Below are 26,968 nucleotides of genomic sequence, written 5' to 3'. Positions count from 1 at the left end.
ACTAGTCGAACAATCCCAAAAATTCGTCGGAAAGATCACGCCGGCAGATCGCTACGGTCTTCTGTGTCTTCAAGTCAATTGGGTACCACACGGTAGCTCCGGTTTCCGCGCAAACTCCCTTCGGTACAATGTAGGAGCCGTCATGAGCATACAGCTTTCCGCTGTTATCGTCTCCGTCGCCAATTGGATAAAGCATCAGCGTTGGCTTGAGCCGTTGCGCGTCCTTAATCTCCGCCTTGGCGATAGGTATACGTACCAACGCAAGACGACGGTGGAACGAGTCCAGCCTCTCGTACGGCTCCTTGCGGGTCCTCGTCTGTTCGCACGCGGCACGGATCGGCTCGTAGCTTGCGAGAAGCCAGCTATCGGAGAGGGTGCAGATAAGGTCTGTTGCAAAGCTGAATTGTTTTTCGGGGCCTATGATCTCTTCCAGATGCTCCTGTTCAAGCTGCCTCAGCATGAGGTCAAGCTTGCTGACCTCCGAGACCGAAAGACTGTGGGCACGACCAGCCACGACGCCCAGCGTGTTCATCACGTTCACCCATTTGCGCGCCTCATTAGGATAGTTAACGAGACCCATCGTGTAAATTGCCTGCAGCAGCGCCGTAGCCTTCATTCAAGCTCCTCCATTCGTCGACCGTACTCGGCAGTGCCGTACCAAGCAACTCGCGACTTCCCCGTACCCGCAGAGAGGGAGCAGGGAATCGCAGTTGCCAACGCGCCAGCGGCAGAAAAACGCTGCCGCCGTGCAGCAATCCCTGAAGACTCCCTGTCAACCGATTCAACACACAGCGGAAAACACCATGACAACAGGATTTCATGAAGTCCGGTTTCCCTTGCGCCTGGCTTTGGGAACGAGCGGCGGGCCGGTCAGGCGGACGGATATTGTCAGCCTTTCGAACGGGCGGGAAAACCGCAACCGGCGCTGGCGTGATGCGCGCAGGCACTATGATGCGGGATCGGGGATCAAGTCTGTTGGCGACCTTTATGCGGTGCTGGAGTTTTTCGAGGCGCGGGCGGGGCAGCTTTTCGGGTTCCGGTTTCGCGATCCCGTCGATTTCAAGTCCTGTGCGCCGGGTGGAACGGTGAGCGCCAATGATCAGCTTGTTGGAACGGGTGATGGCGTGACCGCCGTGTTCCAGTTGGCGAAGACCTATGGCGATGCGGGTGGTGCGAGCGTGCGCGAGATCGCCAAGCCGGTTCTGGGCAGTGTGGTCATGTCGGTTGGTGGGATTCTGGTGGTGCCTGCCGATTTTACGCTCGATGCGGCAAGCGGGCGGGTGACGTTTCTGCCATCGAAAATTCCGGCAAGCGGCGTTGCGATCAAGGCAGGGTTCGAATTCGATGTGCCGGTGCGCTTCGATACCGACCGGATCGATGTCGATCTGGGGCAGTTTCAGGCCGGGCGCATTCCGTCGATTCCTTTGGTGGAGATCAAGCCATGAGAACGCTCACCGCAGCCCTTGCCGAACACCTGGACGGCGATGCGACAACGATGTGCCATTGTTGGAGGGTGACGCGGCGCGACGGGGTGGTGCTCGGCTTTACCGAGCATGATCACGACCTCCGTTTTGATGGCACCGATTTTCTGGCCGCCAGCGGGTTTCAGGCCGCCGACAGCGAGGCGGCAAGCGGACTTTCCGTCGAGGCAGGCGAGGTTGCGGGTGGGTTTTCCAGCGCCGCGATCAGCGAGGCGGATGTGATCGCCGGACGTTATGACGGCGCCAGGGTCGACGTGTTCCAGGTGAACTGGCAGGCGCCGGATCAGCGCATTCTGCTGCGCGTGCAGGAGATCGGCGATGTCGTGCGCGCGGGCGGCGCTTTTCGTGCTGAGTTGCGGCGGCTGACGCACAAGCTGGATCAGGTGCAGGGGCGGATTTACGGGCGGCGCTGTGATGCCGTGCTTGGCGATGGGCGGTGCAGGGTAAACTTGAGCAATCCGGCCTACCGGGGCAGCGGCGCGATCATGGCTGTTCTGGGCGAGACGCGGATCCGGGTGACGGGGCTCGATGCAGCGATGGCAGGGTTTTACCGGTATGGCATGTTCCGGTTCGTTGGCGGTGCCAATGCCGGGCATGCCTGCGATATCGAGGATCACCGCAAGGATGCTGACGGGGTCACGCTTTCGCTCTGGCTGCCGCCGCCTTTGCCGCTGGTGGCGGGAGATAATTTCACCGTGACGGCGGGATGCGACAAGAGTTTTGCCACTTGTGGCGGGACGTTTGCAAATCGCCTGAACTTCCAAGGGTTTCCGCATATGCCGGGGACGGATTTTGCCTTCGGTTATGCGGATGGCGATGCGGTGCATGATGGGCGGGCGCTTTATGAGTGACGACCGCGCGGAGGATCATTTGGTTGGTTCGGAGGCTGCGGTCCCCCTCATCCGGCCCTGCGGGCCCTCTTCTCCCCGATGGGGAGAAGAGGGAGATCCAGCCGTTGGCTTTGCGCGCGAAATCGTTTCGGTTGCACGGAGCTGGATCGGGACGCCGTACCGGCATCAGGCGAGCCTGAAGGGCGTTGGTTGCGATTGTCTGGGCCTGGTGCGGGGTGTGTGGCGGGAAATCTATGGTTCCGAGCCGGAATTGCCGCCGGCCTATCAGCCGGATTGGGCGGAGCGCAGCGGCGAGGATCGGTTGCGCGGGGCGGCGCGGCGGTATTTCGGGGCGGAGCTTCCGGCCGCGGAAATGCAGCCGGGCGATTTGCTGTTGTTTTGCTGGCGGCCGGACTTTCCGGCCAAGCATGCGGGAATTCTCAGTACCGAAGACAGGTTCATCCATGCCTATGAACAGGCGGCGGTGATCGAGTCGGCGCTCGTTCCGTCCTGGCGGCGGCGGATTGCCGGTGTATTCCGTTTTCCCGGAAAGGTTTGACGATCATGGCAACCATTCTTCTGCAGGCTGCCGGTGCAGCGCTTGGCAGCGTGTTCGGTCCGGTTGGCGCGGTGCTTGGCCGCGCGGTTGGTGCGCTTGCGGGCTCGGTGATCGACCGCTCGATCATCAACGGCATGACGACGGTTTCCGGCGCCCGGCTGGGCGATGCGCGCATACCCGGTGCCGAGGACGGCACGGCGATCACGCGGGCCTATGGCACGGTGCGCATCGGCGGCACACTGATCTGGGCGACACGGTTTGAAGAAGAAGTGCGGGTCGAACGGCAGGGCGGCAAGGCGAGCGGGCCGCGGGTCGAGACGTTTCGCTACTATGCCAATTTTGCCCTTGGGATCTGCGAGGGCGAGATTGCCTGCGTTCGCCGGGTCTGGGCGGACGGGCGGGAGCTGGACCTGACCGGGATCGAGATGCGCATTTATCGCGGGACAGCCGGTCAATTGCCCGATCCGTTGATCGAGGCCAAGCAGGGCGTGGGGAAAGCACCGGCCTACCGGGGGCTCGCCTATGCCGTGTTCGAGCGTTTGCCATTGGATAGTTATGGCAACCGGATTCCGGTGATCCAGTTCGAGGTCTTGCGGCCGACCGGTACGCTCGAAAAGCAGATCCGCGCCATCACGATCATTCCGGGTTCGAGCGAATACGGCTATCACCCTGGCGTCGTCAGGGAAGAGACCGGAGCCGGTGCGAGCCGGTTGATCAACCGCAACGTTTTTCATGCGAGTTCCGACTGGCGTGCGTCTATCGATGAATTGCAGGCGCTCTGCCCGAACCTTGAGCGGGTGGCGCTGGTGGTGTCCTGGTTCGGAACGGATTTGCGGGCTGGTCATTGCCGGATCGAGCCCGGCGTCGAGACGCCGGTGCGGCGGGGGGAAAGCCTGGCCTGGTCGGTGTCGGGAATTTCGCGTGGTGGTGGGAGGCTGATCAGCCGCAATGATGGCGCCCCGGCCTATGGCGGCACGCCGGGCGATGCGAGCGTGGTGGCGGCGATTGCTGACCTGAAGGCACGTGGGTTGGAAGTCTATCTCTATCCTTTCGTGATGATGGACATTGCGGCCGGGAACACGTTGCCCAACCCTTATGGCGGTACGGGGCAACCTGCCTATCCCTGGCGGGGGCGGATTACCGCGGATCCGGCGCCGGGGCTTGCGGGCGCTGCCGACAGGACGATGGCGGCGCGCACGCAGGTGGCGGCGTTTTGCGGAACGGCCACGGTGGCGGATTTTGCCGTTTCGGGCACGTCGGTGAGATCGGTTGCTGCGGACGACGGGTATCGCCGGCTGGTGCTTCACTACGCGTTGCTGAGCAAGGCGGCGGGCGGGATTTCCGGATTCATCATCGGCTCCGAATTGCGCGGGCTGACCCAATTGCGCGATGGGACGGGCGCGTTTCCTTTCGTCGAGAAGCTGGTGGATCTTGCGGCCGATGTCCGGGCCGTTCTCGGTGCGGCCACCAAGCTGACCTACGGGGCGGACTGGAGCGAGTATTTCGGCTATCACCCGGCGGATGGGTCTGGCGACGTGCTTTACAATCTCGATCCGCTCTGGGCATCGGCCAATATCGATGCCGTCGGGATCGACAATTACATGCCGCTGTCCGACTGGCGTGACGGAGACCTGTTTCAGGGAAATGCGGATGGTTTCCGGCTGGCGGAAGATGCCGACGCGATGCGCAGGATGATCACTGCCGGCGAGGGGTATGACTGGTATTACGCCAGCATGGACGATCGCCGCGGCCGTATCCGCACGCCGATTACCGACGGGCTGGCGGGAAAGCCATGGGTCTACCGCTACAAGGATATTGCCAATTGGTGGGGGCAGATGCATCGCAACCGGATAGGCGGCGTCGAGCAGGCTGTGCCGACGGCCTGGGTAGCGGCCTCCAAACCCGTCTGGTTCACCGAACTCGGTTGCCCGGCGATCGACAAGGGGGCGAACCAGCCGAACGTCTTTACTGATCCGAAATCGTCGGAAACGGCGGTTCCGTATTTTTCGAACGGCGCGCGCGGCGATGCCATGCAACGCCGGTTTCTACAGGCGCAGCACCGGTTCTGGCAAGGCTCGGGCGCACCCGCATGTGTTGATCCGGATCATATGTTCGTCTGGACCTGGGACGCGCGACCGATGCCGGCCTTTCCGGAGAATACGGCGCTCTGGTCCGACGGCGCCAATTGGCAGACCGGGCATTGGGTGAACGGCCGGTTGGGTGGGGCGACGGCGGCCGACGTGATCGCGGCGGTACTTGCCGATCACGGATTTCAGGGCGGCGATGTAAGCTGCGTCAGCGGTGATCTCAGCGGTTATGTGCAGTCGGAGCAGGTGTCGGCGCGTGATGTGCTGGAGCCGCTGATGGCAGCGCTGCAGATCGATGCTGCTGAAGACGGGGCGAAGTTGCGGTTCCGGTCGCGGATGAAACAGGCCTCGCAGCCCAGGGCCATTGCAGTGCTGGCGGATCTCGACGGACAGCCGCTGTTTGAGGAGACGCGCAGCCACGACAGCGATTTTGCCAGCGAGGCGATCCTCGACCGGTTCGATCCGGGAAATGCGTTTGAGCGAACCACCGCCCGTTCCCGCCGGGTATCGCCGGCCAATGACCGGGTGTTGCGGCTTTCACTGCCGGGGGTGATGCATGAAGGGGCGTCGGCAAGTGCTGTCGAGGACGCGCTGCGCGATCATCAGGTGTCGAGGCGCAGCGTACGCTTTTCGCTATCGCCGGCGGCACTGGCGTTCGAGCCGGGTGATGTGGTCGCCTTCGACGATGGACCGGAGGGCAGTTTTATTGTCAGCCGGATCGAGGATGGCGCGGCACGTTCGATCGAGGCGCGGGCGTTTGTGCCGTCGAGCGGCGGCCGCCCGGTTCAGCCGTCAAAACCGATCGTTCCGCCGCGCAGGCCATCCGACGGGTTCTCTCCCGTTGTGCACCTGATGGACCTGCCACAATACGTGGCAGGCAATGCCAGCAGTTTTGCCCGGGCCGCTGTCTTTGCCAGGCCATGGCGCGTGGTGACGCTTTCTTCATCGGCAACGGCGGAAGGTTATCAGGCGCGGGTGCGGCTGGGGCAACCAGCGCAGACGGGTGTCTTGGCGGCGTCGCTTGGTGCAGGTGTTACCGGCAGGTTTGATGCCATGCATACGCTGACGCTTGATTTACATTTCGGTGGATTGTCTTCGGCAGGCCGCCTTTCCGTTCTCAACGGGCGCAACCGCGTGGCGATCCTTGCTTCGAATGGTGTCTGGGAAATCATCGGTTATCAGAGCGCTGAGGAAATTTCTGCCGGGCGCTGGCGGCTGACAAAGCTTTTGCGGGGTCTGCACGGGACCACGGATGCGATGCTGGCGGGGAGTGCTTCCGGTGCTCCGGTGGTGGTGCTCAATGCGGCGGTCAGGCCGTTGGCCCTGAGCCCCGACGAGGCGGGGCGTGTGATCAACTGGATCGCCGAGGCGAGCGGGCAGGCCGCTCAGCCAAGCGGTCCCTTTGCCTTTGCCGGTGGCTTGAGGGCCGAGAGGCCGGTTGCGCCGGTGCATCTGCGGGGGCGGCGTCTTGAGGGCGGTGGTATCCGAATCACCTGGACCCGCTGCGCCCGCCGGGAGGCCGACCACTGGCTCGACGGTGATATCGCGCTGGATGAGCCCCAGGAACGATATCGTATCGACATTCTCGCCGGGACGAGCGTCAAGCGGTCCTTCGACGTGTCCGAACCGGTGTTGCACTATGCCGCGGGTCTCGAGATCGAGGATTTCGGCGCGCCACAGGCAGACTTGTCGGTTCGCGTCCGGCAGCGCGGCCAGAAGGTTGCCTTCGGCGTGCCGGCACAGGCGCTGCTCAGCCTGTAACACCCCGGCTTTCCCATTCAAGTCAAACTCAAATTCAGCAAACCGGACGAGGAGCGTCAAATGAACGATTTGAAGACCTGGTACATGTCGAAGACCGTCTGGGGTGGCGTGGTGGCAATCCTGGCATCCTGCGCCAACCTGCTGGGATTGGAGGTCGCGCCTGACGATGAAAGGGGAGTTGTGGATGGACTGACTGCGCTGGCGGCCGCAGTGGGCGGACTGATTGCCATCTGGGGCCGGATTTCAGCGCGCTCGCGTTTGCGCTAGACATTGCGCAAACCGGGTGGTGGCGGCACATTCATTTGCCATTCAGACTGTATCGTTTATTAAATCTGCAACAATGCATCCCAAGCCACCAATCTTGTTTTCAATGCGAAAGTGCGTTCATGTCCTCACCCTTGATCATAGCAACGCTTGCAGCGGGCCTGTCCGGATTCGCGCCGCCTGCGATTGATGTGCCATCGATGGTTGTCGCTGTGGACGGCGATTGTGGTCAGGCGGCGGCCGAGGTGGTTGCCAAGACCGGTGGCGAACTGCTGTCGGCGCAGCCGACGGGCGACGGCAAATGTGTCGTCACCGTGCTAATCCCCGGCAATGGCGGCCGCCCGAAAAAGGTGACGATGCGGGTGCCGATGTAGCCGCAGAATGCCTGCCTTCAAGACATTCTCGAAACGGATGAAATAAGGTAAGCAGTAAGTCTGGTGTTGCGACGCGACGGCAAATCTCCAGGAGATGCTGGCGCGCAAGGGAAGAAAGTCTGTTCATGCGCATTCTGGTGGTCGAAGACGACGTCAACCTCAACCGTCAATTGACGGACATGTTGAAGGAAGCCGGATATGTCGTCGATCAGGCTTTCGACGGCGAAGAAGGCCACTACCTCGGCGAGGGCGAGCCCTATGACGCCGTCATCCTTGATATCGGTTTGCCGGAAATGGACGGCATCACCGTGCTGGAAAAATGGCGCGGTGCCGGAAAAGCGATGCCGGTGCTGATTCTCACCGCGCGTGACCGCTGGAGCGACAAGGTCGCGGGCATCGATGCCGGCGCCGACGATTATGTCACCAAGCCATTCCATGTTGAAGAAGTGTTGGCCCGTATCCGCGCGCTGATCCGGCGTGCGGCCGGACATGCAAGCTCGGAGATCGTTTGCGGCCCGGTGCGGCTTGACACCAAGGGTTCCAAAGCGATGGTCAACGGCGTGGCGCTGAAATTGACCTCGCATGAATTCCGGCTGTTGTCTTATCTGATGCACCACATGGGGCAGGTGGTGTCGCGCACGGAACTGGTCGAGCACATGTACGACCAGGACTTTGACCGCGATTCCAACACGATCGAGGTTTTCGTCGGCCGCCTGCGCAAGAAGATCGGCAACGACTTGATCGAAACCGTGCGTGGCCTTGGTTATCGCATGCAGGCTCCCGGCATGGCCAGCAAGGAAGTGAAGTCCTGAGCGGGATCACTATGATCAACTGGAAGGACAGGGCGGTTGCGCACCAAGGCAAGGGCCTAACGCCATTGTCCCGCCAAACCATCCGGCGGCACCCATGATGCTGCGCCCGCAATCGCTGACCGCACGCGTTCTTCTGGTTTCCACGATCTGGGCGGTGGCGGCGCTGGTGGTGATCGGCGTGGTGATCTCGACACTCTATCGGCAAGGGTCTGAGCGCGGCTTTCAAGATCTCTTGCGTGCGCAGCTCTACAACGTCATCAATTCGATCGTCGTCAACGACAAGTCGGTGCTGGCCGGCAGTCCGCAACTGGGCGACCTGCGCTTTTCCCAGCCACAGACGGGCTGGTACTGGATCGTAGAACCGATTGGGGAATTCAACACCCCGCCGCTGATTTCGACCTCGCTCGGATCAGGCAAGCTGCCGATTGCCAGTGTCGATGAGGTTCCCTTCGATATTCGCTACGAGCGTTTTTACACCACTGTTGATTCCTTCAACAATGAAGTCGAAGTGGCGGAGACCGAAGTCGTTCTGGATATTCAGGGGCACACCGCCCGGTTCCGGGTTGCGGGCAACCGCGATGTCCTTGAAGCCGACATCGACGATTTCAATCGTAATCTCTATCTGGCGCTGGCGATCTTCGGCTTTGGTGGTCTTGGCATGAACGCGCTGGCCATTCTTTTCGGGCTCCGGCCGCTCGACCAGGCGCGGCGGTCGCTGGAAAAGATCCGAGGCGGGGAAAGCGAGCGGCTGGACGGCGAATTTCCACGCGAAATCCAACCTTTGGCGAGCGAAGTTAATGCCCTGATCGACAGCAACCGGCGCATCATCGAGCGCGCCAGGATGCAGGTCGGCAACCTCGCGCATTCGTTGAAGACGCCGCTTGCCGTCTTGATCAATGAGGCGCGGGTGCTGGAGCCGCCGCACGGCGATCTCGTCAAGGCGCAGGCGGATGCGATGCAGATGCAGGTGCAGTCCTATCTCAACCGGGCGCGGATCGCGGCGCAACGGGAATCGGTTCTGGCCCGCACCGAGGTGGAGCCGGTTCTCGAGCGGCTGGTTCGCGTCATGCGCCGCCTGCATCCGGAAAAGACCTTTCTGCTGACTGTCTCGCCCCCCGGCCTGATTCTGGCGATGGAACAGCAGGATGTCGAGGAAACGGTGGGGAACCTTCTCGACAACGCTGCGCGCTATGCAGCCGATCAGGTTCGCGTCGTGGCACAGATCGCGCCCGAGGGCGTGCAGGGCAAGGACCCGGGGCGGCGCACCTGGATCGCCATAGAGGTTGATGATGACGGTCCCGGCCTGGAGCCGGAGCAGATCACCGTTGCCATCAAACGCGGCAGGCGGCTGGATGAAAGCAAGCCCGGGACCGGGCTGGGTCTGTCGATCGTCAGCGAAATCGCCGGCGAATATCAGGGTACGCTTGGATTATCACGCGGTGAACGTGGCGGGCTGAAGGCACTGATCGTGCTGCCGGCTGTGTCATGATGGAACGTGTCTTGAGCCGTTGCGTGACTTTTTTGACAGAGTTGCAGGCAAAATTCCGCAATGCAGCAGCTTTGATCGCTGTGATGTTGCCTGCTCATGCGGGGAATGTAAAAAAGATAATGAGCCATGAATCGGCCTTAAGCCGAGCCATGATTTGCCGATGCACCGGAAACCGTAAGAGCTGTCCGATACGATGAAGAACCAGGCCCGTTTCCCGACCATCCTCTCCGCTTCGCCGGCTGCGTGCCTGATCGCCTCGTCGTTGCTGATCGCCGGCTGCGGTACGGCCTCGCGCGAGGGCGGTAAGCTGGGTGGCATTACCTCGAACACATCGGCTTCCTATATCGCGGCGCTTGGTGGCGGTGTGATCGGGCATCAAGCCGGACTTTCGATCAGCAAGGCAGACCGTCAGCGGGCGCTGGAGGCCGAATACCGCGCCCTGGAAGCATCCCGTGGCGGACAGCCGGTGGTCTGGCAGGGATCGGGTATCAGCGGCTCGGTCGTTGCCGCCGCACCGTATCAGGTCGGCTCGCAGAACTGCCGCCAATACAGCCATACGGTAACGGTCAAAGGGCAGGACAGTGTCGCGCGTGGTGCCGCCTGCCGCAATGCCGACGGCACGTGGACGCCGTTGGGCTGATCCAGCCCATTCGATAGTTTCCATAGTTGCGGCGAAACGCCTCAAATTTCCGTCATCTCCGGTTTTCCGATTGGAATGGCAGGCTTCGCATAGTAATTGAGCGAACATGCTGTTCTGGATCCTAGTTGCCACTTTGACGGCGGCCGTTGCCGCTGTTCTGCTGCTTCCGCTGCTGCGCGCCGCCGCCAGCGCCGAGGCCCCCCAATCCCATGATGTCGAGGTCTATCGCGATCAGCTGGACGAGCTGAAACGCGACGAGAAAAACGGTTTGATTTCCGGCGACGAAGCGAATTTCGCTCGCGCCGAGGTCGCCCGCCGTTTGTTGGCTGCAACCGATGCCGTGAAAGCCGCTGCGCCGGCTCAACCGGTAAGGCGCAGCAACCGGCTGGCGCAGCTTGCCGTTATCGTGATCCTGCCTGCCATCGGGCTCTGTCTTTACTTGCGGACCGGCAATCCGGATGTGCCGGATGCGCCGCTGGCCGCGCGTTTGGCAAATCCCGGCGACGATATGAACATCCTGATCGCGCGGGCCGAACAGCAACTGGTCAGCAATCCTGAAGATGGTGCCGGATGGGATGTTCTGGCGCCGATCTATTATCGCAGTGGCCGGCTGGAGCAGGCAGCAACGGCGTTTCGCAATGCGCTGCGAATCCTCGGGGCGACACCGGCGCGCCTGGGCGGTTACGCCGAAAGCTTGATCGCGCTTTCCGGCGGGCTGGTGACCAACGAGGCCCGCGATGCGCTGCAGAAATTGCTGGCGATCGAGCCCACGGACCCGCGAGCGCAGTTCTATCTGGCTCTTGCCTTGAAGCAGGAAGGCAAAGGGACGGAGGCGCTGGCGGCGTTCGAGCAGATCGTCCGTACCTCACCGGCCGGCGCTCCATGGTTGCCGCTGATCAACGAGCATATCGCCGATCTCAAGGTCCCGGCTGCAGGACAGCAGGCCGGCACCCCGCTGGGCAATCCCACAAGCGAGGATATCACTGCGGCCAACGATATGAGTACCGGTGATCGCACGGCGATGATCGAAGGTATGGTCGGTAGCCTTGCGGAAAAGCTGAAGACAGACCCGAAGAATTTCGAGGGCTGGATGCGGATCATCCGATCCTATGCCGTGCTTGGCCAGAAGGACAAGGCAGGCGACGCCCTGAAACAGAGCCTAGCGGTTTTTCCGGCCGACGGCGACGAGGGCAAGCAATTGCTGGTGCTGGCAGGCGAGCTTGGGCTGAAGGCAGACGGAGGCGTGGAATGACCCGCAAACAGAAGCGCCTTGTGATCATTGGCGGCGGTGTGACGTTCATCGCCGCCGCCGTTCTGCTGGTGATGGTCGCGTTCAGCCAGGCAATCGCCTATTTCTATGTTCCTGGCGATCTCGCCAAGGCCGAACTGGCCCCAGGTACGCGTATCCGGCTCGGTGGCCTGGTGGAAAATGGCTCGCTCAAGCGCGGTGAAGGCATGACCATCACGTTCAGCGTCACCGATACGCTCGACAAGGTGCCGGTGACCTATACGGGAATTCTGCCCGATCTGTTTCGCGAAGGCCAAGGCGTCGTCGCCGAGGGTAGTTTCAAGGAGGGGAGTCCGGTTTTCGTTGCAGATACCGTGCTTGCCAAGCATGATGAAACCTACATGCCCAAGGACGTGGCGGACCGGTTGAAGGCGCAGGGCGTCAATCTTGGCGGCAAGGAAAATATCCAATGATCATCGAGCTTGGTCACTATGCGCTGGTTCTGGCGCTTGCCACATCGCTCCTGCAGGCGGTATTGCCGATCATCGGCGCGCTGCGCAACGATCACGCGCTGATGGAAATCGGGACGGTGGCGGCCAAGGCGACATTCCTGCTGATGGCGCTGTCATTCGGTATTCTCACCTACGCTCATGTGACATCCGATTTCTCCGTCCAGAACGTCTGGGAGAATTCGCATTCGCAGATCCCGCTGATCTACAAATTTTCCGGTGTCTGGGGCAATCACGAAGGCTCGATGCTGTTGTGGGTGCTGATCCTCACCTTTTTCTCGGCGCTGGTCGCTGTGTTCGGCAACAATCTGCCGGAGACCCTGAAAGCCAATGTGCTGGCCGTCCAGGCCTGGATCGCGGTATCGTTCTCGCTTTTCATCCTCTTGACGTCCAATCCTTTCAACCGGTTGCTGAATGCGCCGGGTGAAGGGCAGGACCTCAATCCGGTGCTGCAGGATGTCGGCCTGGCCATCCATCCGCCGCTGCTTTATCTCGGTTATGTCGGCTTTTCCGTCTGCTTCTCCTTTGCGATCGCCGCACTGATCGAAGGTCGTATCGATGCGGCCTGGGCCCGCTGGGTGCGGCCGTGGACGCTGGCCGCCTGGACCTGTCTGACGGCTGGTATCTCGATGGGGTCTTACTGGGCCTATTACGAACTCGGCTGGGGCGGCTGGTGGTTCTGGGATCCGGTCGAGAATGCGTCCTTCATTCCGTGGCTAGCCGGGACGGCGCTGTTGCATTCGGCACTTGTGATGGAAAAGCGCGAAGCGCTGAAGATCTGGACGGTGCTTCTGGCGATCATGACCTTCTCGATGTCGCTGCTCGGCACCTTCCTCGTCCGCTCCGGTGTACTGACATCGGTTCACGCCTTTGCCACCGACCCGACGCGCGGCGTCTTCATCCTGATCATCCTCATCCTGTTCATCGGCGGCGCCCTGTCGCTGTTTGCCTTCCGCGCCGCACACCTCAAAGCGGGCGGGCTGTTTGCGCCGATTTCGCGTGAGGGCGCGCTGGTTCTCAACAATCTGATCCTGACGACGGCGGCGGCGACCGTATTGATCGGCACGCTTTATCCGCTGGCGCTGGAAGCAGTGACCGGGGCGAAGATTTCCGTTGGACCTCCCTTCTTCAACATGACCTTCGGACTGCTCATGCTGCCGCTGATGCTGGCGGTACCGTTCGGCCCGCTGTTGGCCTGGAAACGCGGCGATCTGCTCGGCGCCGGGCAGCGCCTGTTTGCCGCGGTGGCATTCGGCCTGGTTGTCGGAAGTATCATCTACTACATGCAAAATGGCGGCCCGATCATGGCGTTGTTCGGTCTCGCGCTTGGGGCCTACATGATTGCCGGTTCACTGACGGAGCTTTATCTGCGTTCCGGTCTTGGCAAGGTGACGGGATCTGTGGCGCTGCGCCGTCTGTCCGGTCTGCCGCGTTCGGTTTTCGGTACGGCGCTGGCCCATATCGGGCTTGGCGTGACATTGATCGGCATTGTCGCGGTCACGGCATTCGAGACGGAGCACATTGTCGAGATGAAGCCGGGCATGACCACGGATGCGGGCGGCTATACGCTGCGCTTTGATGGTTTGCGCAATGGCAACGGTCCAAATTATAGCGAAGAATCCGGGCATTTCACCATCAGCCAAGGCGGGATCGAGGTGGCCGAGGTCTGGTCGTCAAAGCGGTTTTATACAGCAAGGCAAATGCCAACCACAGAGGCCGGTATCCGGACGTTCGGGTTGAGCCAGCTCTACGTTTCGCTCGGAGATGACATCAAGGACGGCGGCGTCGTGATCAGGATCTGGTGGAAGCCGATGATCCTCTGCATCTGGCTGGGCACGGTGTTCATGATGGCTGGCGGTGCGGTTTCGCTCAGCGACAGGCGGCTGCGGGTGGGCGCCCCGGCTCGCGCCAAGAAGCAGAAGAAACCTGTTCTGGAGCCTGCGCGATGATCAGCCGGTTGCTCGTCATCGCTTTCCTCATGGTCTCGTCGTGGCCGGCCTTTGCCGTCAATCCCGACGAGGTGCTGTCGGATCCGGCGCTGGAAGCGCGGGCGCGTACGCTGTCGGCGCAATTGCGCTGCATGGTCTGTCAGAACCAGTCCATCGACGATTCCAATGCCGAGCTTGCCAAGGATCTGCGCCTTTTGGTGCGCGAGCGGATCACCAATGGCGACAGTGACGACGCGGTCATTGCCTATGTCGTTTCGCGTTACGGCGAATTCGTGCTGCTCAATCCGCGCTTCGAGACAAAGACGCTGATTCTCTGGGGCGCGCCGGTCATCCTGTTGCTGGCCGGTGTGGCGGCAATGCTTCTCGCCGCGCGGCGCAGGACCGGCAAGGTGACGGGAACGGCACTCTCTGCCGATGAGCAGGCGCGTCTGGATGCTGTCCTGAAGGATTGATTTCCTTTTAGGCCCATTCCCCAACATTACCAAAAGTTCATTTTCCGGACACAAGTCAGTAAGGTGCGCTCGGCTATTCCTTTTTCATCGGCTGTTCCTCCAGGCAGCCAAATGTCAATGAAAAGAAAAGGCAAACCGGATGTTTCAGACAAATGCACTGCGTCCCTCCCTCAAGACCATCTTGAAGACCTCGACCGTTGCCGGTTTGGCAGCCGTCATGCTGTCGACCGGCATCCCCGCTACCATCACCTCGTCCTTTGCCGCCGCCGTCAAGATCGAGGCGCCGCAGGTTCCAAGTTTTGCTGACGTCGTTGATGCGGTTTCTCCGGCAGTGGTGTCGGTGCGCGTCCAGTCGCGTGCCAATCCTGTTTCCGATGACGCTGGTAGCGGCAACGGCTTCAGCTTCGATTTCGGCGGCCGTGGGCTGGACGAACTCCCGGACGACCACCCGCTGAAGCGCTTCTTCAAGGAGTTCGGCGGCCCGAACGGCGACAAGCGTGCTGATCGCGACCATGGACCGCGCGACGGTAAGCCGGGCCGCTTGCGCCCGACATCGCAAGGTTCGGGCTTCTTTATTTCCGAGGACGGTTATCTCGTCACCAACAATCACGTCGTTTCCGACGGCTCGGCCTTTACAGTCATCCTGAACGACGGCACGGAACTGGATGCCAAGCTGATCGGCAAGGACAGCCGCACCGACCTCGCCGTGCTGAAGGTCGATGACAAGCGCAAGTTTGCCTATGTCGGCTTTGCCGACGACAGCAAGGTTCGGGTTGGTGACTGGGTCGTTGCTGTCGGCAACCCGTTCGGACTTGGTGGTACCGTGACCGCCGGCATCATTTCTGCACGTGGCCGTGATATCGGATCCGGCCCCTATGACGACTACCTTCAGGTCGATGCGGCAGTGAACCGCGGTAACTCCGGTGGTCCGACCTTCAATCTCAACGGCGAAGTCGTCGGGATTAACACCGCAATCTTCTCGCCATCGGGCGGCAATGTCGGTATCGCTTTCGCCATTCCGGCCTCCGTTGCCAAGGATGTCGTCAATGATCTGATGAAGGATGGCGAAGTATCGCGCGGTTGGCTCGGTGTACAGATCCAGCCAGTCGACAAGGACGTGGCTGAATCGCTCGGCCTTGCCGAGGCAAGCGGTGCGCTCGTTGTCGAGCCGCAGGCTGGTTCTCCGGGCGAAAAGGCCGGTATCAAGAAGGGTGATGTGATCACTGCGGTCAACGGCGACACCATCAAGGGGCCGCGCGAACTGGCCCGCAAGATCGCCCTGATGCGTCCCGGTACAAGCGTCGATGTTGCCCTGTGGCGTGATGGCAAGGCCGAGAGCGTCAAGCTCGAAGTCGGAACCCTGCCTGCAGATACCAAGGATGCTGCTACCAGCACCGAGCAGCAGCAGGAAGACCAGCAGCCCTCAAGCGAAAAGGCATTGGCGGATCTCGGTGTGACCGTGACGCCTTCCGAGGACGGCAAGGGCGTAACGATCTCTTCGGTTGATCCTGACTCCGACGCCAGTGATCGCGGCCTGAAGGAAGGCCAGAAGATCGTTTCGGTCAACAACCAGGAGGTCAAGTCTGCTGACGACATCCTCAAGGTGATCGAGGCCGCCAAGAAGGACGGACGCACAAAGGCGCTGTTCCAGATCGAGGCCGACAACGCAAGCCGCTTCGTGGCGCTTCCCATCAGCCAGGGCTGACGAGGGCTGACGCAGCTCCAGCTGCCGGGCGCCGCGGACCTTTACCCAGGTTTCGCGGCGTCTGGCGTTTCGGGACATGGCTGACCTGCGCAACCGGGCAGGCGGGTGTGGTTTCCCCATGGCAAACCGGTTGTGGAAGAGACGGGTCAGGTACTATGGTCACGCGTATGAAGATTCTGATTATCGAAGATGACCTCGAAGCGGCCGCCTATCTGGCCAAGGCCTTCCGCGAGGCTGGCATCGTGTCTGACCATGCCAGCGACGGCGAGAGCGGCTTGTTCATGGCGAGCGAGAACAGCTACGATGTGCTGGTCATCGACCGGATGCTGCCGCGCCGCGATGGGCTGTCGGTGATCTCGGAATTGCGCCGCAAGGGCGTCCACACTCCGGTCCTCATCCTGTCGGCGCTTGGCCAGGTCGATGACCGGGTGACGGGGTTGCGTGCCGGCGGCGACGATTATCTGCCCAAGCCTTACGCCTTCAACGAGCTTCTGGCACGGGTCGAGGTGCTCGGCCGCCGTAAAGGCGCTCCCGAACAGGATATGGTCTATCGGGTCGGCGATCTGGAGCTGGACCGGCTGTCGCATACGGTGCGCCGGCAGGGCCGGGAGCTTCTATTGCAACCACGCGAATTCCGGCTGCTGGAATATCTGATGAAGAATGCGGGGCAGGTGGTGACGCGCACCATGCTTCTGGAAAATGTCTGGGACTATCATTTTGATCCGCAGACCAATGTTATCGACGTGCATGTGTCGCGGCTGCGCGCCAAGATCGAAAAGGATTTCGATCAGCCATTGCTGCGCACCGTGCGCGGGGCAGGCTACATGATCAAGGAAGACGGACGCACGGACGCATGAACAGGCTGAACGTCCTCTTCCGCAGCACCGCCGTTCGCCTGTCAGCGCTTTATCTTCTGCTCTTTTCGCTCTGCGCCGCTTTTCTGGTCTTCTACGTCACCGCCATGTCGCAACGGCTGTTGGAACAGCAGACAAGGGATGCGGTGACGGCGGAAGTTTCGCAGATCGAGCAGATTTATAGCCGCGGCGGCGTCAACGGATTGCTGCGGACCCTGGAGCGGCGGGCGCGTCAACCTGGTGCCAATCTCTATGTCATCGCCGGGCCGACTGGCGAAATCCTCGCGGGTAATGTCGCCTCGCTGCAACCCGGCCTTCTGGACAAGGAAGGATGGACGGGCGAAGCATTCCGCTATCAGCGCTATACCGACGAAAGCCGCAAGGAAGACCATGTGGCACTGGCGCATGTGCTTGTGCTCGATAATGGCCTGCGCATTCTCGTTGGCCGCGATTTGCAGGAACCCGAAAAGTTTCGGGTGCTAGTGCGGCAGGCTCTTGTGGTGGCGCTTGGCATCATGGGCATCGGCGCGTTGATCATCTGGTTTGCGATCGGCCGCAACGCGCTGAAGCGGATCGACCGGATGTCGGACGCAAGCACGCGGATCATGGCGGGTGACCTCTCGCAACGATTGCCGATGAGCGGATCCGGCGACGAGTTCGACCGGCTGTCGGAATCGCTCAATGCCATGCTCGGGCGGATCGAAAAGCTGAACGAGGGTCTGCGGCAGGTCTCTGACAACATCGCCCATGACTTGAAAACGCCGCTGACGCGCCTGCGCAACAAGGCCGAGGCAGCATTGGCGCACAAAGCAACCAATTCCGGCTATCGGGCATCCCTGGAAGAGATCATCGGCGAATCCGATCAGCTGATCCGGACGTTCAATGCGTTGCTGATGATCTCCCGGGTCGAGGCCGGGGCCGCGGCTGCGGAGATGAGTGATGTCAATCTTTCACAAAGCGTCGCCGACTGTGTCGAGCTTTATGAACCGGTGGCGGACGAACAGGCGCTGAAGCTTGAAGCCGACGTGCCTGACGATATTCACATTTCCGGCAATCGCGAACTGATCGGCCAAGCGCTCGGCAACCTGATCGACAATGCCATCAAATATTCCGACGGCGCTGCAAATCCGCTGATCAAGGTCAGCCTCTTCAGACGGGATGGTTCGATCGTCCTATCGGTGGCGGATCACGGCCCCGGAGTACCCGCCAATAAACGGGACGACGTCGTGGAGCGTTTCGTGCGGCTCGACGAAAGCCGCAGCAAACCGGGAACGGGCCTCGGCTTGTCGCTGGTCGAGGCGGTGATGGAGATGCATCAGGGGTCTCTCGAACTGAGTGATACGGTTCCGGACGTTGAAAACAATCGTGGTTTGACTGCCAGCATGGTTTTCCCATTGCGCTCCGCCTGATACGCATAGGGCAGCCGAAATCGGGAGCGGCTGGGAGAGACCAATATGCAGACGGATATGCGGCGGCTATCGGATATCGGCACATGTGCGCTGCGGCCGATGAGCCAGACGGATGCGAAGTCCGTGCTTTCAAGCCTCAAGGATATTGCAAAGAGCCATCCGCAGATTGCCGATCTTCTGGCTGCGGAAACACCACTCAAGGATTTCATCGTCGCGGCGCTGTCGCTCTCGCCTTATCTGCGGGACACGGCTGTTTCGCATCCGCAGGTGCTTGTGCAGGCGCTTGCCGGGCCTTTGATCCCCTATCTGGAAACGTGCATCCAGACGGCGCGGGATGCCTGGAAAGGTGCCGACGCCGGAAAATCCGTGCCGGATGCCGAGATCATGACGCGTTTGCGGCAGGCCAAGCGGGATATTGCCTTTGCGATTGCCCTTGCCGACCTTTCGCGCCTTTTCGATGCCCGTGAGACCACGCGCTGGCTGAGCGATTTTGCCGGTGCTTCGGTATCGGCCACCATCGATCATCTGCTTTTGAGCGCCCATGACGCAGGCAAGCTGAATGTCGTCGATACCGCGCATCCGAGTGACCGGTCGGGTGTGGTCGTGCTTGGCATGGGAAAGCTCGGCGCTTTCGAGCTGAATTATTCGTCAGATATCGACCTCGTGGTCTTTTATGAGCCGCAGGCGCCGCTGATCACGTCCCGCGACGACGCGCCGGAGACATTCGCCCGTTTGCTGCGCCGCCTGATCCGCATCCTGCAGGAACGCACTGGCGACGGCTATGTATTCCGCACCGACCTGCGCCTGCGTCCTGATCCCGGTGCGACGCCGCTTGCTATCCCGGTCGAGGCGGCGATGCTCTATTATGAAAGCCGGGGCCAAAACTGGGAGAGGGCGGCCTTCATTAAGGCGCGGCCGGTGGCCGGCGACCTCAAGGCAGGGGATGCCTTCCTGCGGGAACTGACGCCGTTCATGTTCCGCAAATATCTCGACTATGCGGCGATTGCCGACATCCATTCGATCAAGCGGCAGATTCATGCCCATAAGGGGCATGGCGAGATCGCCGTCAAAGGCCATAATATCAAGCTTGGCCGCGGCGGCATCCGGGAAATTGAATTCTTCGTCCAGACGCAGCAATTGATCGCCGGCGGCCGCATGCAGGAACTGCGGCTGCGCGCCACCGAGCCGATGCTGCACGGCTTGGCACGGGCCAACTGGATCGATGGGGAAACCGCCGAGGAGCTGATTTCCGCCTACTGGTTCCTGCGCGATGTCGAGCACCGGGTGCAGATGGTGCGCGATGAGCAGACGCATGTTTTGCCAACCACCGATGCCGAACTGAAACGCATCGCCTACATGATGGGCTTTGCCGATGTCCCGGCGTTTTCGGCCGAACTGTCGCGAACACTCAAGACGGTGGAGCGTCGTTATGCGCAACTGTTCGAGCAGGAAGCCAAGCTCTCAACCGAAACCGGAAATCTGGTCTTTACCGGGCAGAGAGATGACCCGGATACGCTGGAGACACTGAAAAAGCTTGGTTTCGACCGGCCGCAGGACATTTCCCGCACCATCCGGACCTGGCATTACGGGCGCTATCGGGCGACGCAATCGGTGGAGGCGCGCGAGCGGCTAACCGAGCTGACGCCGGAGCTTTTGCGTGTGTTCGGGCAGAACAAGCGTGCCGATGACGCCCTGTTGCGCTTCGACCAGTTTATTGCCGGGCTGCCGGCCGGTATCCAGCTGTTTTCGCTGCTTGGCAACAATCCCGGGCTTCTGTCGCTGATTGTCAATATCATGTCCTCAGCGCCACGGCTGGCCGATATCATCGCCAGCAAGCCGCATGTGTTCGATGGCATGCTCGATCCCCGGCTTCTCGCCGAACTGCCGACGCGGGATTATCTGGCCGAGCGGATCAAGGGCTTTCTGGCAACCGCTCGGCACTATGAGGAGATCCTCGACCGTTTGCGGATCATTGCCTCCGAGCAACGGTTCCTGATCGGTATCCGGCTGCTGACCGGCGTCATCACCGGTGTCCAGGCGGGGCATGCGTTTACCGATCTGGCCGACCTGATCCTGACCGCCGCACTGGACGCCGTCTTACGTGAGGTGGAAGCGGCGCATGGCAAATTCCCCGGCGGCCGCGTCGCTGTTATCGGCATGGGCAAGCTCGGCAGCCATGAGCTGACGGCCGGGTCGGATGTCGATATCATCCTGCTTTACGATTACGATGACGCTGCGGGTGAATCCGATGGCGCCAAGCCGCTCGATTCTGTCCGCTATTTCACCCGCATCACGCAGCGACTGATCTCGGCGCTGTCCGCTCCCACCGCCGAAGGCGTGCTCTACGAGGTCGACATGCGGCTGCGCCCTTCCGGCAACAAGGGGCCTGTCGCCACCCGCATCAACGCTTTTGCAAAGTACCAGCGCGAGGAAGCCTGGACGTGGGAGCACATGGCGCTGACACGGGCGCGGGCGCTGTGTGGCGAGGAAAGCCTGATCGCCGACGTCGGCGGGATTTTCAAGGAAGTGCTCGGTCAAAGCCGGGATCTGGCAAAGGTGACTGCCGATGTCGCCGAGATGCGGGGGTTGATCGACAAGGAAAAGCCGCCAAGCGATGTCTGGGATTTCAAGCTCATTCCCGGCGGACTGGTCGATATCGAGTTCATCGCCCAATATCTTGCGCTGATCGCTCCGGCGCGTGGCGTCGCACCGCCGTCGAGCGGCACATCAACGGCCGATGTCCTGGCGCTGCTTGGCCCGGCTTTGATTGCACCTGCCGATCTCGATACCGTGCAGGAGGCGCTGGCGCTGTTCACGGATCTTTCCCAGATCGTGCGCCTGTGCATCGAAGGTGATCTGGAACTGAAGGATGCGCCGGCCGGGCTGATCGAGCTTTTATGCCGGGCAGGGGATGCGCCGGATATCAAGGTGCTGGAAGCTGATATCCGGCGCCTTTCGAAGGCGGTGCGCCGGATATTTCAAACAACCGTCAAGCCCTGAAAGGCTACGCCACGGCCAGTGTGGCCTTGGCCTCCGACACGGCGCGTGGGGCCGTGTCGGGGATGCGCAGCGAAATGATCGTGCCGACATTTTCCTGGGAGTGGATCTTCATCGCGCCGCCATGCAGGTGGGTCAATGAACGCGAGATGGCCAGACCAAGGCCGGAGCCCCCCTTGCTCTTGGCGTACTGGCTCTGCACCTGTTCGAAGGGCTGGCCGATTTTCTCCAATGCCAGGCGCGGTATGCCGATGCCGGTATCTGCGATGGTCAGCGTCACAGCACCGGCGACCTTGCGGGCGCGCAGCGAGATCTTTCCGCCCTCGTTGGTGAATTTGACGGCGTTGGACAACAGGTTGAGCAGGACCTGCTTCATGGCGCGGCGGTCGGCGGTGATCGTCAGACCGGAGGAAATCTGCTGATCGACGCAGATGTTCTTCTGCTGTGCCGGGATGGTGGTGAAACGCAGGGTTTCCTCGATCAGCGGGGCGAGATCTATCGTCTCGCGGTTGATCTTCATCTGGCCGGCCTCGATCTTCGACATGTCGAGGATGTCGTTGATGACGTTGAGCAGATGTTTGCCGCTGTCATGGATATCGTGGGAGTATTCGTCGTATTTTTCCGAACCGAGCGGGCCGAACATCTGGTTCTGCAGGATTTCCGAAAAGCCCAGAATGGCGTTCAGCGGGGTTCGCAGCTCGTGCGACATGTTGGCGAGGAATTCGGACTTGGCCCGGTTGGCTGCTTCCGCGCGTTCTTTCTCTGCCTGATAATTGGAGTTGGCGACGGAGAGTTCGGCCTTCTGGCGTTCCAGGGTGATGCGAGACGTCGACAGGTCGCCGATGGTCGCCATCAGGCGCCGCTCGGATTCGCGCAGGCGCACCTGGTGGCGTTTCAGCAGGGTAATGTCGGTGCCGACCGACACCAGGCCACCGTCACGGGTTCGCCGGTCGTTGATCTGCAGCCAGCGCTGGTCGGCGAGTTGCACTTCCGAAGTCTGTGATTGATTGGACCGGTCGGGATCGGCAATGCGCCGCTCGATGATCGGACGGGCGGATGCGGCGTTGACGACGGAACGCTCCGTGCCGGCAACCAGAACCCGGTCGGGCAGCTTGTAGGCCTGCTGATAATGGGTGTTGCACATCACCAGCCGGTCGTTCTTGTCCCAGAGCACAAAGGCCTCGGACGTGCATTCGATCGCATCGGCGAGCCGCTGGTCAGCTTCCGCATAGCGTTGAGCCAGGCGATGCTGCTCGGTAACATCCATGGCGATGCCGATCAGGTGCACGCGGCCGGAGGCGGTGCGGATGACCTGGGCGCGGGCGCGCATCCAGACATAATGGCCATCGGCATGGCGCATCCGGAAGATTTGGTCGATCTGGCGGGCATCGCCCCTGGCGATGGTGCGGGCGACCTTGTAGATGCTGCCGTCATCCGGGTGCATCAGCCGCGCCGCGTCGCCGAACGACAGGACATTGCTCTGCGGCGGCATGCCGAGCATTTCATACATCGAGCGCGACCAGAAAAGCCGGCGGTTGGGCATGTCGAAATCCCAAAGGCCGCAGCGCCCCCGCGACAAGGCGGTTTCGACGCGCAGGTTGGATTCCGCGAAAATCTGGTCGGCATCACGGGCGCGTTTGGCCTGGATATAATAGGCATAGAGAACGATCAGCAGGATTGCCGAGATTCCGGCAAAAAGGGTGACGTTGAGCGAGACTTCATCCCGCCATAGCTTTTGGATGCCTGCCAGCGGTGTGGCGACCAACAGCGTTCCCGCGCCGCCGGGCACCTGCATCATCGCGACGGTATGCTCCGTACCGCCGATGAAGGTTTTCATCACTGTCGAACGTTCACCAAAATACTGGAAAGCGGCGACTTCCGGCGCCACAGCGTTCAGCGTGCGTCCCGTGTAGGCCGCGCCCTCCGGAGAGCTGGCGAAAATTCGGCCGTCATTGCGCACGGTGAGAACAAAGGCACCATTTTCGAGCATGTCGGGCGAAAGGACCGCATTCAACCGCTGCTCGACATCCCACTTTTGCGCCTTGTCGAACAGGGCAACGCCGTTTTCCTGAAGAGCGGCACTGGCGGTGGCCGCAGCAAGGACGGTGACCTGGCGCGCGCTTGCCTCCATGCGGGCATATTCGACCATGATGCCGTTGATGCGGGAAATGGCAACGACGAGAAGAAACGCGGTGATCAGGATCGGGATCGAACGCTTGAGCAATGGCTCGGCGCCCGCAAGACGGCGCACTGCCGGCTCGGTAAAAATCCGTGCGTGCTGGATAACGTCCCGTTCCAGGCGTGAAAAACCCGGAAATCTGGGACGCAACCGCTCACCGGCTGCGCGTCCCCGCTGCGCTTCCGCCATCTTCGTCAATTCTGTAAACCCTCATGTGATTCGAAGCGCCGCTCGCTTGAACCTGACCCAATGAATCAATTGTGATTCGCCTTGTCCAGAGGAAAACGTAAAAGTTTGTTAACCATTTATCGTCATGGGAAAATTGCACTATTGGCTTTGGCGCCACGGCAGAAACGAAAAAACCCCGCGCTTACGGGGTTTTCCAATCATTTCCGGTTGCTATTTCCTATCCCTTGAGCATGCGCTCGACGATGTCGCTGACATCGGCTGACAGTTTCGCTGCAGCCGCGATTTCACGCAGCGCGTTGCGGGCGTGATCGGCGCGGCCGGATTCCAGCGAGCGCCACGACCGCATCGAGGTTAGGATGCGGGCTGCCAGTTGCGGATTGCGCGGATCGATGTCGAGAATCTGGCGCGCCAGGAACCGGTAACCTTCGCCATCAGCGCGGTTGAAGCCGGTCGGGTTCGAAAAGGCAAATGTGCCGACGAGTGCACGCACCCGGTTCGGGTTGGAGCCGTTGAACAGCGGGTCGGCCATCAAGACCTTGACGCGGGCAAGCGCGGCTTCGCCCGGAATGGTTGCCTGGATGGTGAACCACTTGTCGATCACCAGCGCATTTCCGGCGAACCGGGCCTTGAACGCAGCCAAGGCATCCGCCGTTTCGGCAGCGTCCGGGAACCGGTGTGCAAGGATTGTCAAGGCCTGGCTCAAATCCGTCATGTTGTTGGCGGACTTGAACGCGGCGACTGCCCGAGTGGGTTCGTTTTCGGCATAAACGAGGTAGGAGAGGGCGGTGTTGCGCAGTGCCCGGCGTCCGGCGCTTGCCGCATCCGGGCTGAACGGGCCGGAGACGATCATCTCGTCTGCGAGCTTTTCGAAAATGGCCTGACCGGCCGTGGCGATCGCCACCATGATCTGCTGGCGTCCGACGTGGATCGCGTCCGGGTCGTTGTTTCCGCCGATTTCGCGGGCGATATCGGCTTCGCTCGGCAGTGCCAGCGCCTGCGCTCTGAAGGCAGGTTCAAGATCACCGTCGGCGGCGGCCGCAAGCAGGGCATCGATCAGGGCGGCGTCGCATTGAACCGGTTCATCTGCCTTGGCGCTGGCTGTGGCAGCGACGAGATTGGGCAAGGCAAGATCGTTCAGGGCCTGCCAGCGGGCAAACAGATCGCTCTCATGTTTGGCGATGTGGGCGCGATCAGAGGCCGTCTGCTCGAAATGCAGGTTGATCGGCGTCGAAAACCCACGGTTCAACGACAGGACTGGGCGTGACGTGATGCCACCGAACACGACCGTCTGATTGCGCTCGATGAGATGCAGCACGTCACCGGTCATCTCGGCGCCGGTGACGGAGGTGACGTTGGCTTCTGAGCCATCCTCCAGCAGGAGCCCGATACGCAAGGGGATATACATCGGCTCCTTGGCGCTTTGGCCGGGGGTCGGCGGCACCATCTGTTCCAGCGACAGCGTCAATGTCTGCTTGGCGGCGTCATAGGCCGTCGAGGCGCTGACCAGCGGCGTGCCCGCCTGATGGTACCAGAGTGAAAACTGGGTGAGGTCGCGCTTACTCACCTCCGCAAAGCAGGCAACGAAATCCTCGATGGTCACGGCCTGTCCGTCGTGGCGGTCGAAATAGAGATCCATGCCCTGCTTGAAGAGATCAGCACCGAGCAGGGTGGCGATCATCCGGGTGACTTCGGAACCCTTTTCGTAGACGGTCGTCGTATAGAAGTTGTTGATTTCCCTGAATTTTGTCGGGCGAACCGGGTGCGCAAGCGGACCGGCATCTTCCGGAAACTGCTCGGCTTTCAGATGCCGGACTTCGGCGATGCGTTTGACGGTGCGCGAACGCTGGTCGGCCGAGAATTCGTGGTCGCGATAGACCGTCAGACCTTCCTTCAGGCAGAGCTGGAACCAGTCGCGGCAGGTAATGCGGTTGCCGGTCCAGTTGTGGAAATATTCGTGCGCGATAATCGCCTCGATATTGGCGTAGTCGGCATCGGTCGCTGTTTCCGGATCGGCAAGGACATACTTGTCGTTGAAGACGTTTAGTCCCTTGTTTTCCATGGCGCCCATGTTGAAATCAGACACGGCGACAATCATGAAGATATCGAGATCGTATTCGCGTCCGAACCGTTCCTCGTCCCACTTCATTGAGCGCTTCAGCGCATCCATTGCGTAAGATGCACGCGGCTCTTTTCCGTGTTCGACATAGATTTTCAGCGTGACTTCGCGGCCGGACATGGTTGTGAAAGTGTCTTCCACCACTCCCAGATCGCCGGCGACCAACGCGAACAGATAGCTTGGCTTCGGGTGCGGATCGAACCAGGCAGCGAAATGGCGGCCGTCGCCCATACCGGCGCCACCGAGATAGTTGCCGTTGGAGAGCAGCAGCGGCGCGGTCGCCTTGTCGGCGATGATGTTGACCGTGTAGACGGCAAGCACATCCGGGCGGTCCGGGAAATAGGTGATGCGCCGGAAGCCTTCGGCTTCGCACTGTGTGCAATAGACATTGCTTGTGCGGTAGAGACCCATCAGCGTGGTGTTGGCCTCCGGATTGATCTCGGTGGTGATCGTTACCTCGAAGGGTACCGTTGCCGGAAGGCCGCGGATCGTCAGCGTATCGTCCGCCGCATCGTAGTTCGCAGCCGGAATCTCCACCTGGTCAAGCAACAGGCCCGTCATCTTCAGTTCGTCGCCGTCGAGGATCAGCGGCGCATCGGCGCTTACCCCCTCACGACGGTGGAAGATCAGCCGGGCTTCGACCTTGGTTTCGGTAGGATCGAGTTCGAAGGTGAGGTCCACCCTCTCGAGGACAAAATCCGTCGGCCGGTAGTCTTCCAGATGAATGATCGCGCCCGTATCTGTCCGCATTGTTTGTCCCGCTTGCATCATCCGCTGCGTCCAGACGCTGGCGATGAGGCTTGTCTCGATGAAGAGGCTGCGCAGAAGATGCGAAGCTTCCGGTGTGATCGCAAGGCGGTTCTTTTCGCTGACATATGCCGTTTTCCGGCAAGTGTGATCTGTCCCATTCCTTGCTTGTTCAGAGACTTACGAAATTCGCCCTAACAATATTTAAACCAGTCGTGTATTTTTGGCACAGGTTTCGGATTTTTACAGCCCGCTACCAGTCTTCTTGGTGCAGGAGTGCAGTTTCGGCTGTCGGATTGCTTGGCGGCGTTTCTGCTTGCCCATTCCGCTCGAGACT

Annotated in this window: 20 protein-coding genes; 17 read left to right on the top strand and 3 right to left on the bottom strand. The window is 61.0% G+C overall.

What is annotated here, in order from left to right; all coding sequences use genetic code 11:
* Position 1: 1 nt before the first annotated feature.
* Entirely contained in the window at positions 2 to 616 is a 615-nt protein-coding gene (locus ASC96_RS13990) for a hypothetical protein (RefSeq protein ID WP_060503656.1), read from the bottom strand.
* Between the two features lie 187 nt (positions 617 to 803).
* Between ASC96_RS13990 and ASC96_RS13985 the strand changes: the two genes are divergently transcribed.
* From ASC96_RS13985 to ASC96_RS13905, 17 genes are all read left to right on the top strand, one after another.
* On the top strand, positions 804 to 1,445 hold the full coding sequence (locus ASC96_RS13985; protein WP_060503655.1) for a DUF2460 domain-containing protein: 642 nt from the start codon (positions 804 to 806) through the stop codon (positions 1,443 to 1,445).
* A complete protein-coding gene (locus ASC96_RS13980; protein WP_060503654.1) occupies positions 1,442 to 2,332 on the top strand; it encodes a DUF2163 domain-containing protein in 891 nt (296 codons plus the stop codon). Before ASC96_RS13985 ends, ASC96_RS13980 begins: the two co-directional genes overlap by 4 nt.
* The gene (locus ASC96_RS13975; protein WP_082512065.1) at positions 2,325 to 2,870 is read left to right on the top strand and encodes an NlpC/P60 family protein; all 546 of its coding nucleotides are present in this window, start codon (positions 2,325 to 2,327) and stop codon (positions 2,868 to 2,870) included. Before ASC96_RS13980 ends, ASC96_RS13975 begins: the two co-directional genes overlap by 8 nt.
* Before the next feature lie 5 nt (positions 2,871 to 2,875).
* On the top strand, positions 2,876 to 6,718 hold the full coding sequence (locus ASC96_RS13970; RefSeq protein WP_060503821.1) for a glycoside hydrolase/phage tail family protein: 3,843 nt from the start codon (positions 2,876 to 2,878) through the stop codon (positions 6,716 to 6,718).
* A gap of 60 nt (positions 6,719 to 6,778) precedes the next feature.
* The gene (locus ASC96_RS13965) at positions 6,779 to 6,985 is read left to right on the top strand and encodes a hypothetical protein (RefSeq protein ID WP_060503653.1); all 207 of its coding nucleotides are present in this window, start codon (positions 6,779 to 6,781) and stop codon (positions 6,983 to 6,985) included.
* Between the two features lie 119 nt (positions 6,986 to 7,104).
* A complete protein-coding gene (locus ASC96_RS13960) occupies positions 7,105 to 7,356 on the top strand; it encodes a hypothetical protein (RefSeq protein WP_060503652.1) in 252 nt (83 codons plus the stop codon).
* A gap of 125 nt (positions 7,357 to 7,481) precedes the next feature.
* Entirely contained in the window at positions 7,482 to 8,168 is a 687-nt protein-coding gene (locus tag ASC96_RS13955; protein ID WP_060503651.1) for a response regulator transcription factor, read from the top strand.
* 100 nt (positions 8,169 to 8,268) lie between these two features.
* Entirely contained in the window at positions 8,269 to 9,657 is a 1,389-nt protein-coding gene (locus ASC96_RS13950) for an ATP-binding protein (protein WP_060503820.1), read from the top strand.
* A gap of 193 nt (positions 9,658 to 9,850) precedes the next feature.
* Entirely contained in the window at positions 9,851 to 10,297 is a 447-nt protein-coding gene (locus ASC96_RS13945; RefSeq protein ID WP_060503650.1) for a hypothetical protein, read from the top strand.
* Between the two features lie 106 nt (positions 10,298 to 10,403).
* Complete coding sequence (ccmI, locus tag ASC96_RS13940) at positions 10,404 to 11,549, top strand: c-type cytochrome biogenesis protein CcmI (RefSeq protein WP_060503649.1); 1,146 nt, start codon at positions 10,404 to 10,406, stop codon at positions 11,547 to 11,549.
* Entirely contained in the window at positions 11,546 to 11,998 is a 453-nt protein-coding gene (gene ccmE / locus ASC96_RS13935) for a cytochrome c maturation protein CcmE (RefSeq protein ID WP_060503648.1), read from the top strand. Before ccmI ends, ccmE begins: the two co-directional genes overlap by 4 nt.
* Positions 11,995 to 13,983 carry a heme lyase CcmF/NrfE family subunit gene (locus tag ASC96_RS13930; protein ID WP_060503647.1) on the top strand — a complete coding sequence of 663 codons (1,989 nt, stop codon included), beginning with the start codon at positions 11,995 to 11,997 and terminating at the stop codon, positions 13,981 to 13,983. The genes ccmE and ASC96_RS13930 overlap by 4 nt, the downstream gene beginning before the upstream one ends.
* Positions 13,980 to 14,435, top strand: coding sequence for a cytochrome c-type biogenesis protein (locus tag ASC96_RS13925; RefSeq protein ID WP_060503646.1), 456 nt, complete (start codon positions 13,980 to 13,982; stop codon positions 14,433 to 14,435). The genes ASC96_RS13930 and ASC96_RS13925 overlap by 4 nt, the downstream gene beginning before the upstream one ends.
* 139 nt (positions 14,436 to 14,574) lie before the next feature.
* Positions 14,575 to 16,140 (top strand): Do family serine endopeptidase, encoded by a 1,566-nt coding sequence (locus ASC96_RS13920; protein WP_060503645.1) that lies wholly within the window; start codon positions 14,575 to 14,577, stop codon positions 16,138 to 16,140.
* Positions 16,141 to 16,295: 155 nt separating this feature from the next.
* Positions 16,296 to 16,997 carry a response regulator transcription factor gene (locus ASC96_RS13915; RefSeq protein ID WP_060503644.1) on the top strand — a complete coding sequence of 234 codons (702 nt, stop codon included), beginning with the start codon at positions 16,296 to 16,298 and terminating at the stop codon, positions 16,995 to 16,997.
* On the top strand, positions 16,994 to 18,403 hold the full coding sequence (locus tag ASC96_RS13910; RefSeq protein ID WP_060503643.1) for an ATP-binding protein: 1,410 nt from the start codon (positions 16,994 to 16,996) through the stop codon (positions 18,401 to 18,403). The genes ASC96_RS13915 and ASC96_RS13910 overlap by 4 nt, the downstream gene beginning before the upstream one ends.
* A 45-nt stretch (positions 18,404 to 18,448) precedes the next feature.
* A complete protein-coding gene (locus tag ASC96_RS13905) occupies positions 18,449 to 21,403 on the top strand; it encodes a bifunctional [glutamine synthetase] adenylyltransferase/[glutamine synthetase]-adenylyl-L-tyrosine phosphorylase (RefSeq protein ID WP_060503642.1) in 2,955 nt (984 codons plus the stop codon).
* Between the two features lie 4 nt (positions 21,404 to 21,407).
* Here the strand turns inward: ASC96_RS13905 and ASC96_RS13900 are convergent, their stop codons facing one another.
* Both ASC96_RS13900 and pepN read right to left on the bottom strand, forming a co-directional pair.
* Positions 21,408 to 23,777, bottom strand: a complete 2,370-nt coding sequence (locus ASC96_RS13900) for an ATP-binding protein (RefSeq protein ID WP_060503641.1) — start codon at positions 23,775 to 23,777, stop codon at positions 21,408 to 21,410.
* 208 nt (positions 23,778 to 23,985) lie between these two features.
* Positions 23,986 to 26,634, bottom strand: coding sequence for an aminopeptidase N (gene pepN, locus ASC96_RS13895; RefSeq protein ID WP_060503640.1), 2,649 nt, complete (start codon positions 26,632 to 26,634; stop codon positions 23,986 to 23,988).
* Positions 26,635 to 26,968: the final 334 nt, after the last annotated feature.

The sequence above is a fragment of the Rhizobium sp. Root1204 genome, from assembly GCF_001424965.1.
Classification (GTDB): domain Bacteria; phylum Pseudomonadota; class Alphaproteobacteria; order Rhizobiales; family Rhizobiaceae; genus Pararhizobium.
The sequence above is the reverse complement of the archived record's forward strand: the minus strand, read 5'-3'. Positions and strand labels throughout refer to the sequence as shown.

Excerpts from the sequence above, each read along its gene's own strand:
- ASC96_RS13970 (WP_060503821.1), top strand. The coding sequence starts at position 2,876 with ATGGCAACCATTCTTCTGCAGGCTGCCGGTGCAGCGCTTGGCAGCGTG.
- ASC96_RS13975 (WP_082512065.1), top strand. The coding sequence starts at position 2,325 with ATGAGTGACGACCGCGCGGAGGATCATTTGGTTGGTTCGGAGGCTGCG.
- ASC96_RS13990 (WP_060503656.1), bottom strand. The coding sequence starts at position 616 with ATGAAGGCTACGGCGCTGCTGCAGGCAATTTACACGATGGGTCTCGTT.
- ASC96_RS13955 (WP_060503651.1), top strand. The coding sequence starts at position 7,482 with ATGCGCATTCTGGTGGTCGAAGACGACGTCAACCTCAACCGTCAATTG.
- ASC96_RS13930 (WP_060503647.1), top strand. The coding sequence starts at position 11,995 with ATGATCATCGAGCTTGGTCACTATGCGCTGGTTCTGGCGCTTGCCACA.
- ccmI (WP_060503649.1), top strand. The coding sequence starts at position 10,404 with ATGCTGTTCTGGATCCTAGTTGCCACTTTGACGGCGGCCGTTGCCGCT.
- pepN (WP_060503640.1), bottom strand. The coding sequence starts at position 26,634 with ATGCGGACAGATACGGGCGCGATCATTCATCTGGAAGACTACCGGCCG.
- ASC96_RS13910 (WP_060503643.1), top strand. The coding sequence starts at position 16,994 with ATGAACAGGCTGAACGTCCTCTTCCGCAGCACCGCCGTTCGCCTGTCA.
- ASC96_RS13965 (WP_060503653.1), top strand. The coding sequence starts at position 6,779 with ATGAACGATTTGAAGACCTGGTACATGTCGAAGACCGTCTGGGGTGGC.
- ASC96_RS13925 (WP_060503646.1), top strand. The coding sequence starts at position 13,980 with ATGATCAGCCGGTTGCTCGTCATCGCTTTCCTCATGGTCTCGTCGTGG.
- ASC96_RS13915 (WP_060503644.1), top strand. The coding sequence starts at position 16,296 with ATGGTCACGCGTATGAAGATTCTGATTATCGAAGATGACCTCGAAGCG.
- ASC96_RS13920 (WP_060503645.1), top strand. The coding sequence starts at position 14,575 with ATGTTTCAGACAAATGCACTGCGTCCCTCCCTCAAGACCATCTTGAAG.
- ASC96_RS13980 (WP_060503654.1), top strand. The coding sequence starts at position 1,442 with ATGAGAACGCTCACCGCAGCCCTTGCCGAACACCTGGACGGCGATGCG.
- ASC96_RS13985 (WP_060503655.1), top strand. The coding sequence starts at position 804 with ATGACAACAGGATTTCATGAAGTCCGGTTTCCCTTGCGCCTGGCTTTG.
- ASC96_RS13945 (WP_060503650.1), top strand. The coding sequence starts at position 9,851 with ATGAAGAACCAGGCCCGTTTCCCGACCATCCTCTCCGCTTCGCCGGCT.
- ASC96_RS13960 (WP_060503652.1), top strand. The coding sequence starts at position 7,105 with ATGTCCTCACCCTTGATCATAGCAACGCTTGCAGCGGGCCTGTCCGGA.
- ccmE (WP_060503648.1), top strand. The coding sequence starts at position 11,546 with ATGACCCGCAAACAGAAGCGCCTTGTGATCATTGGCGGCGGTGTGACG.
- ASC96_RS13905 (WP_060503642.1), top strand. The coding sequence starts at position 18,449 with ATGCAGACGGATATGCGGCGGCTATCGGATATCGGCACATGTGCGCTG.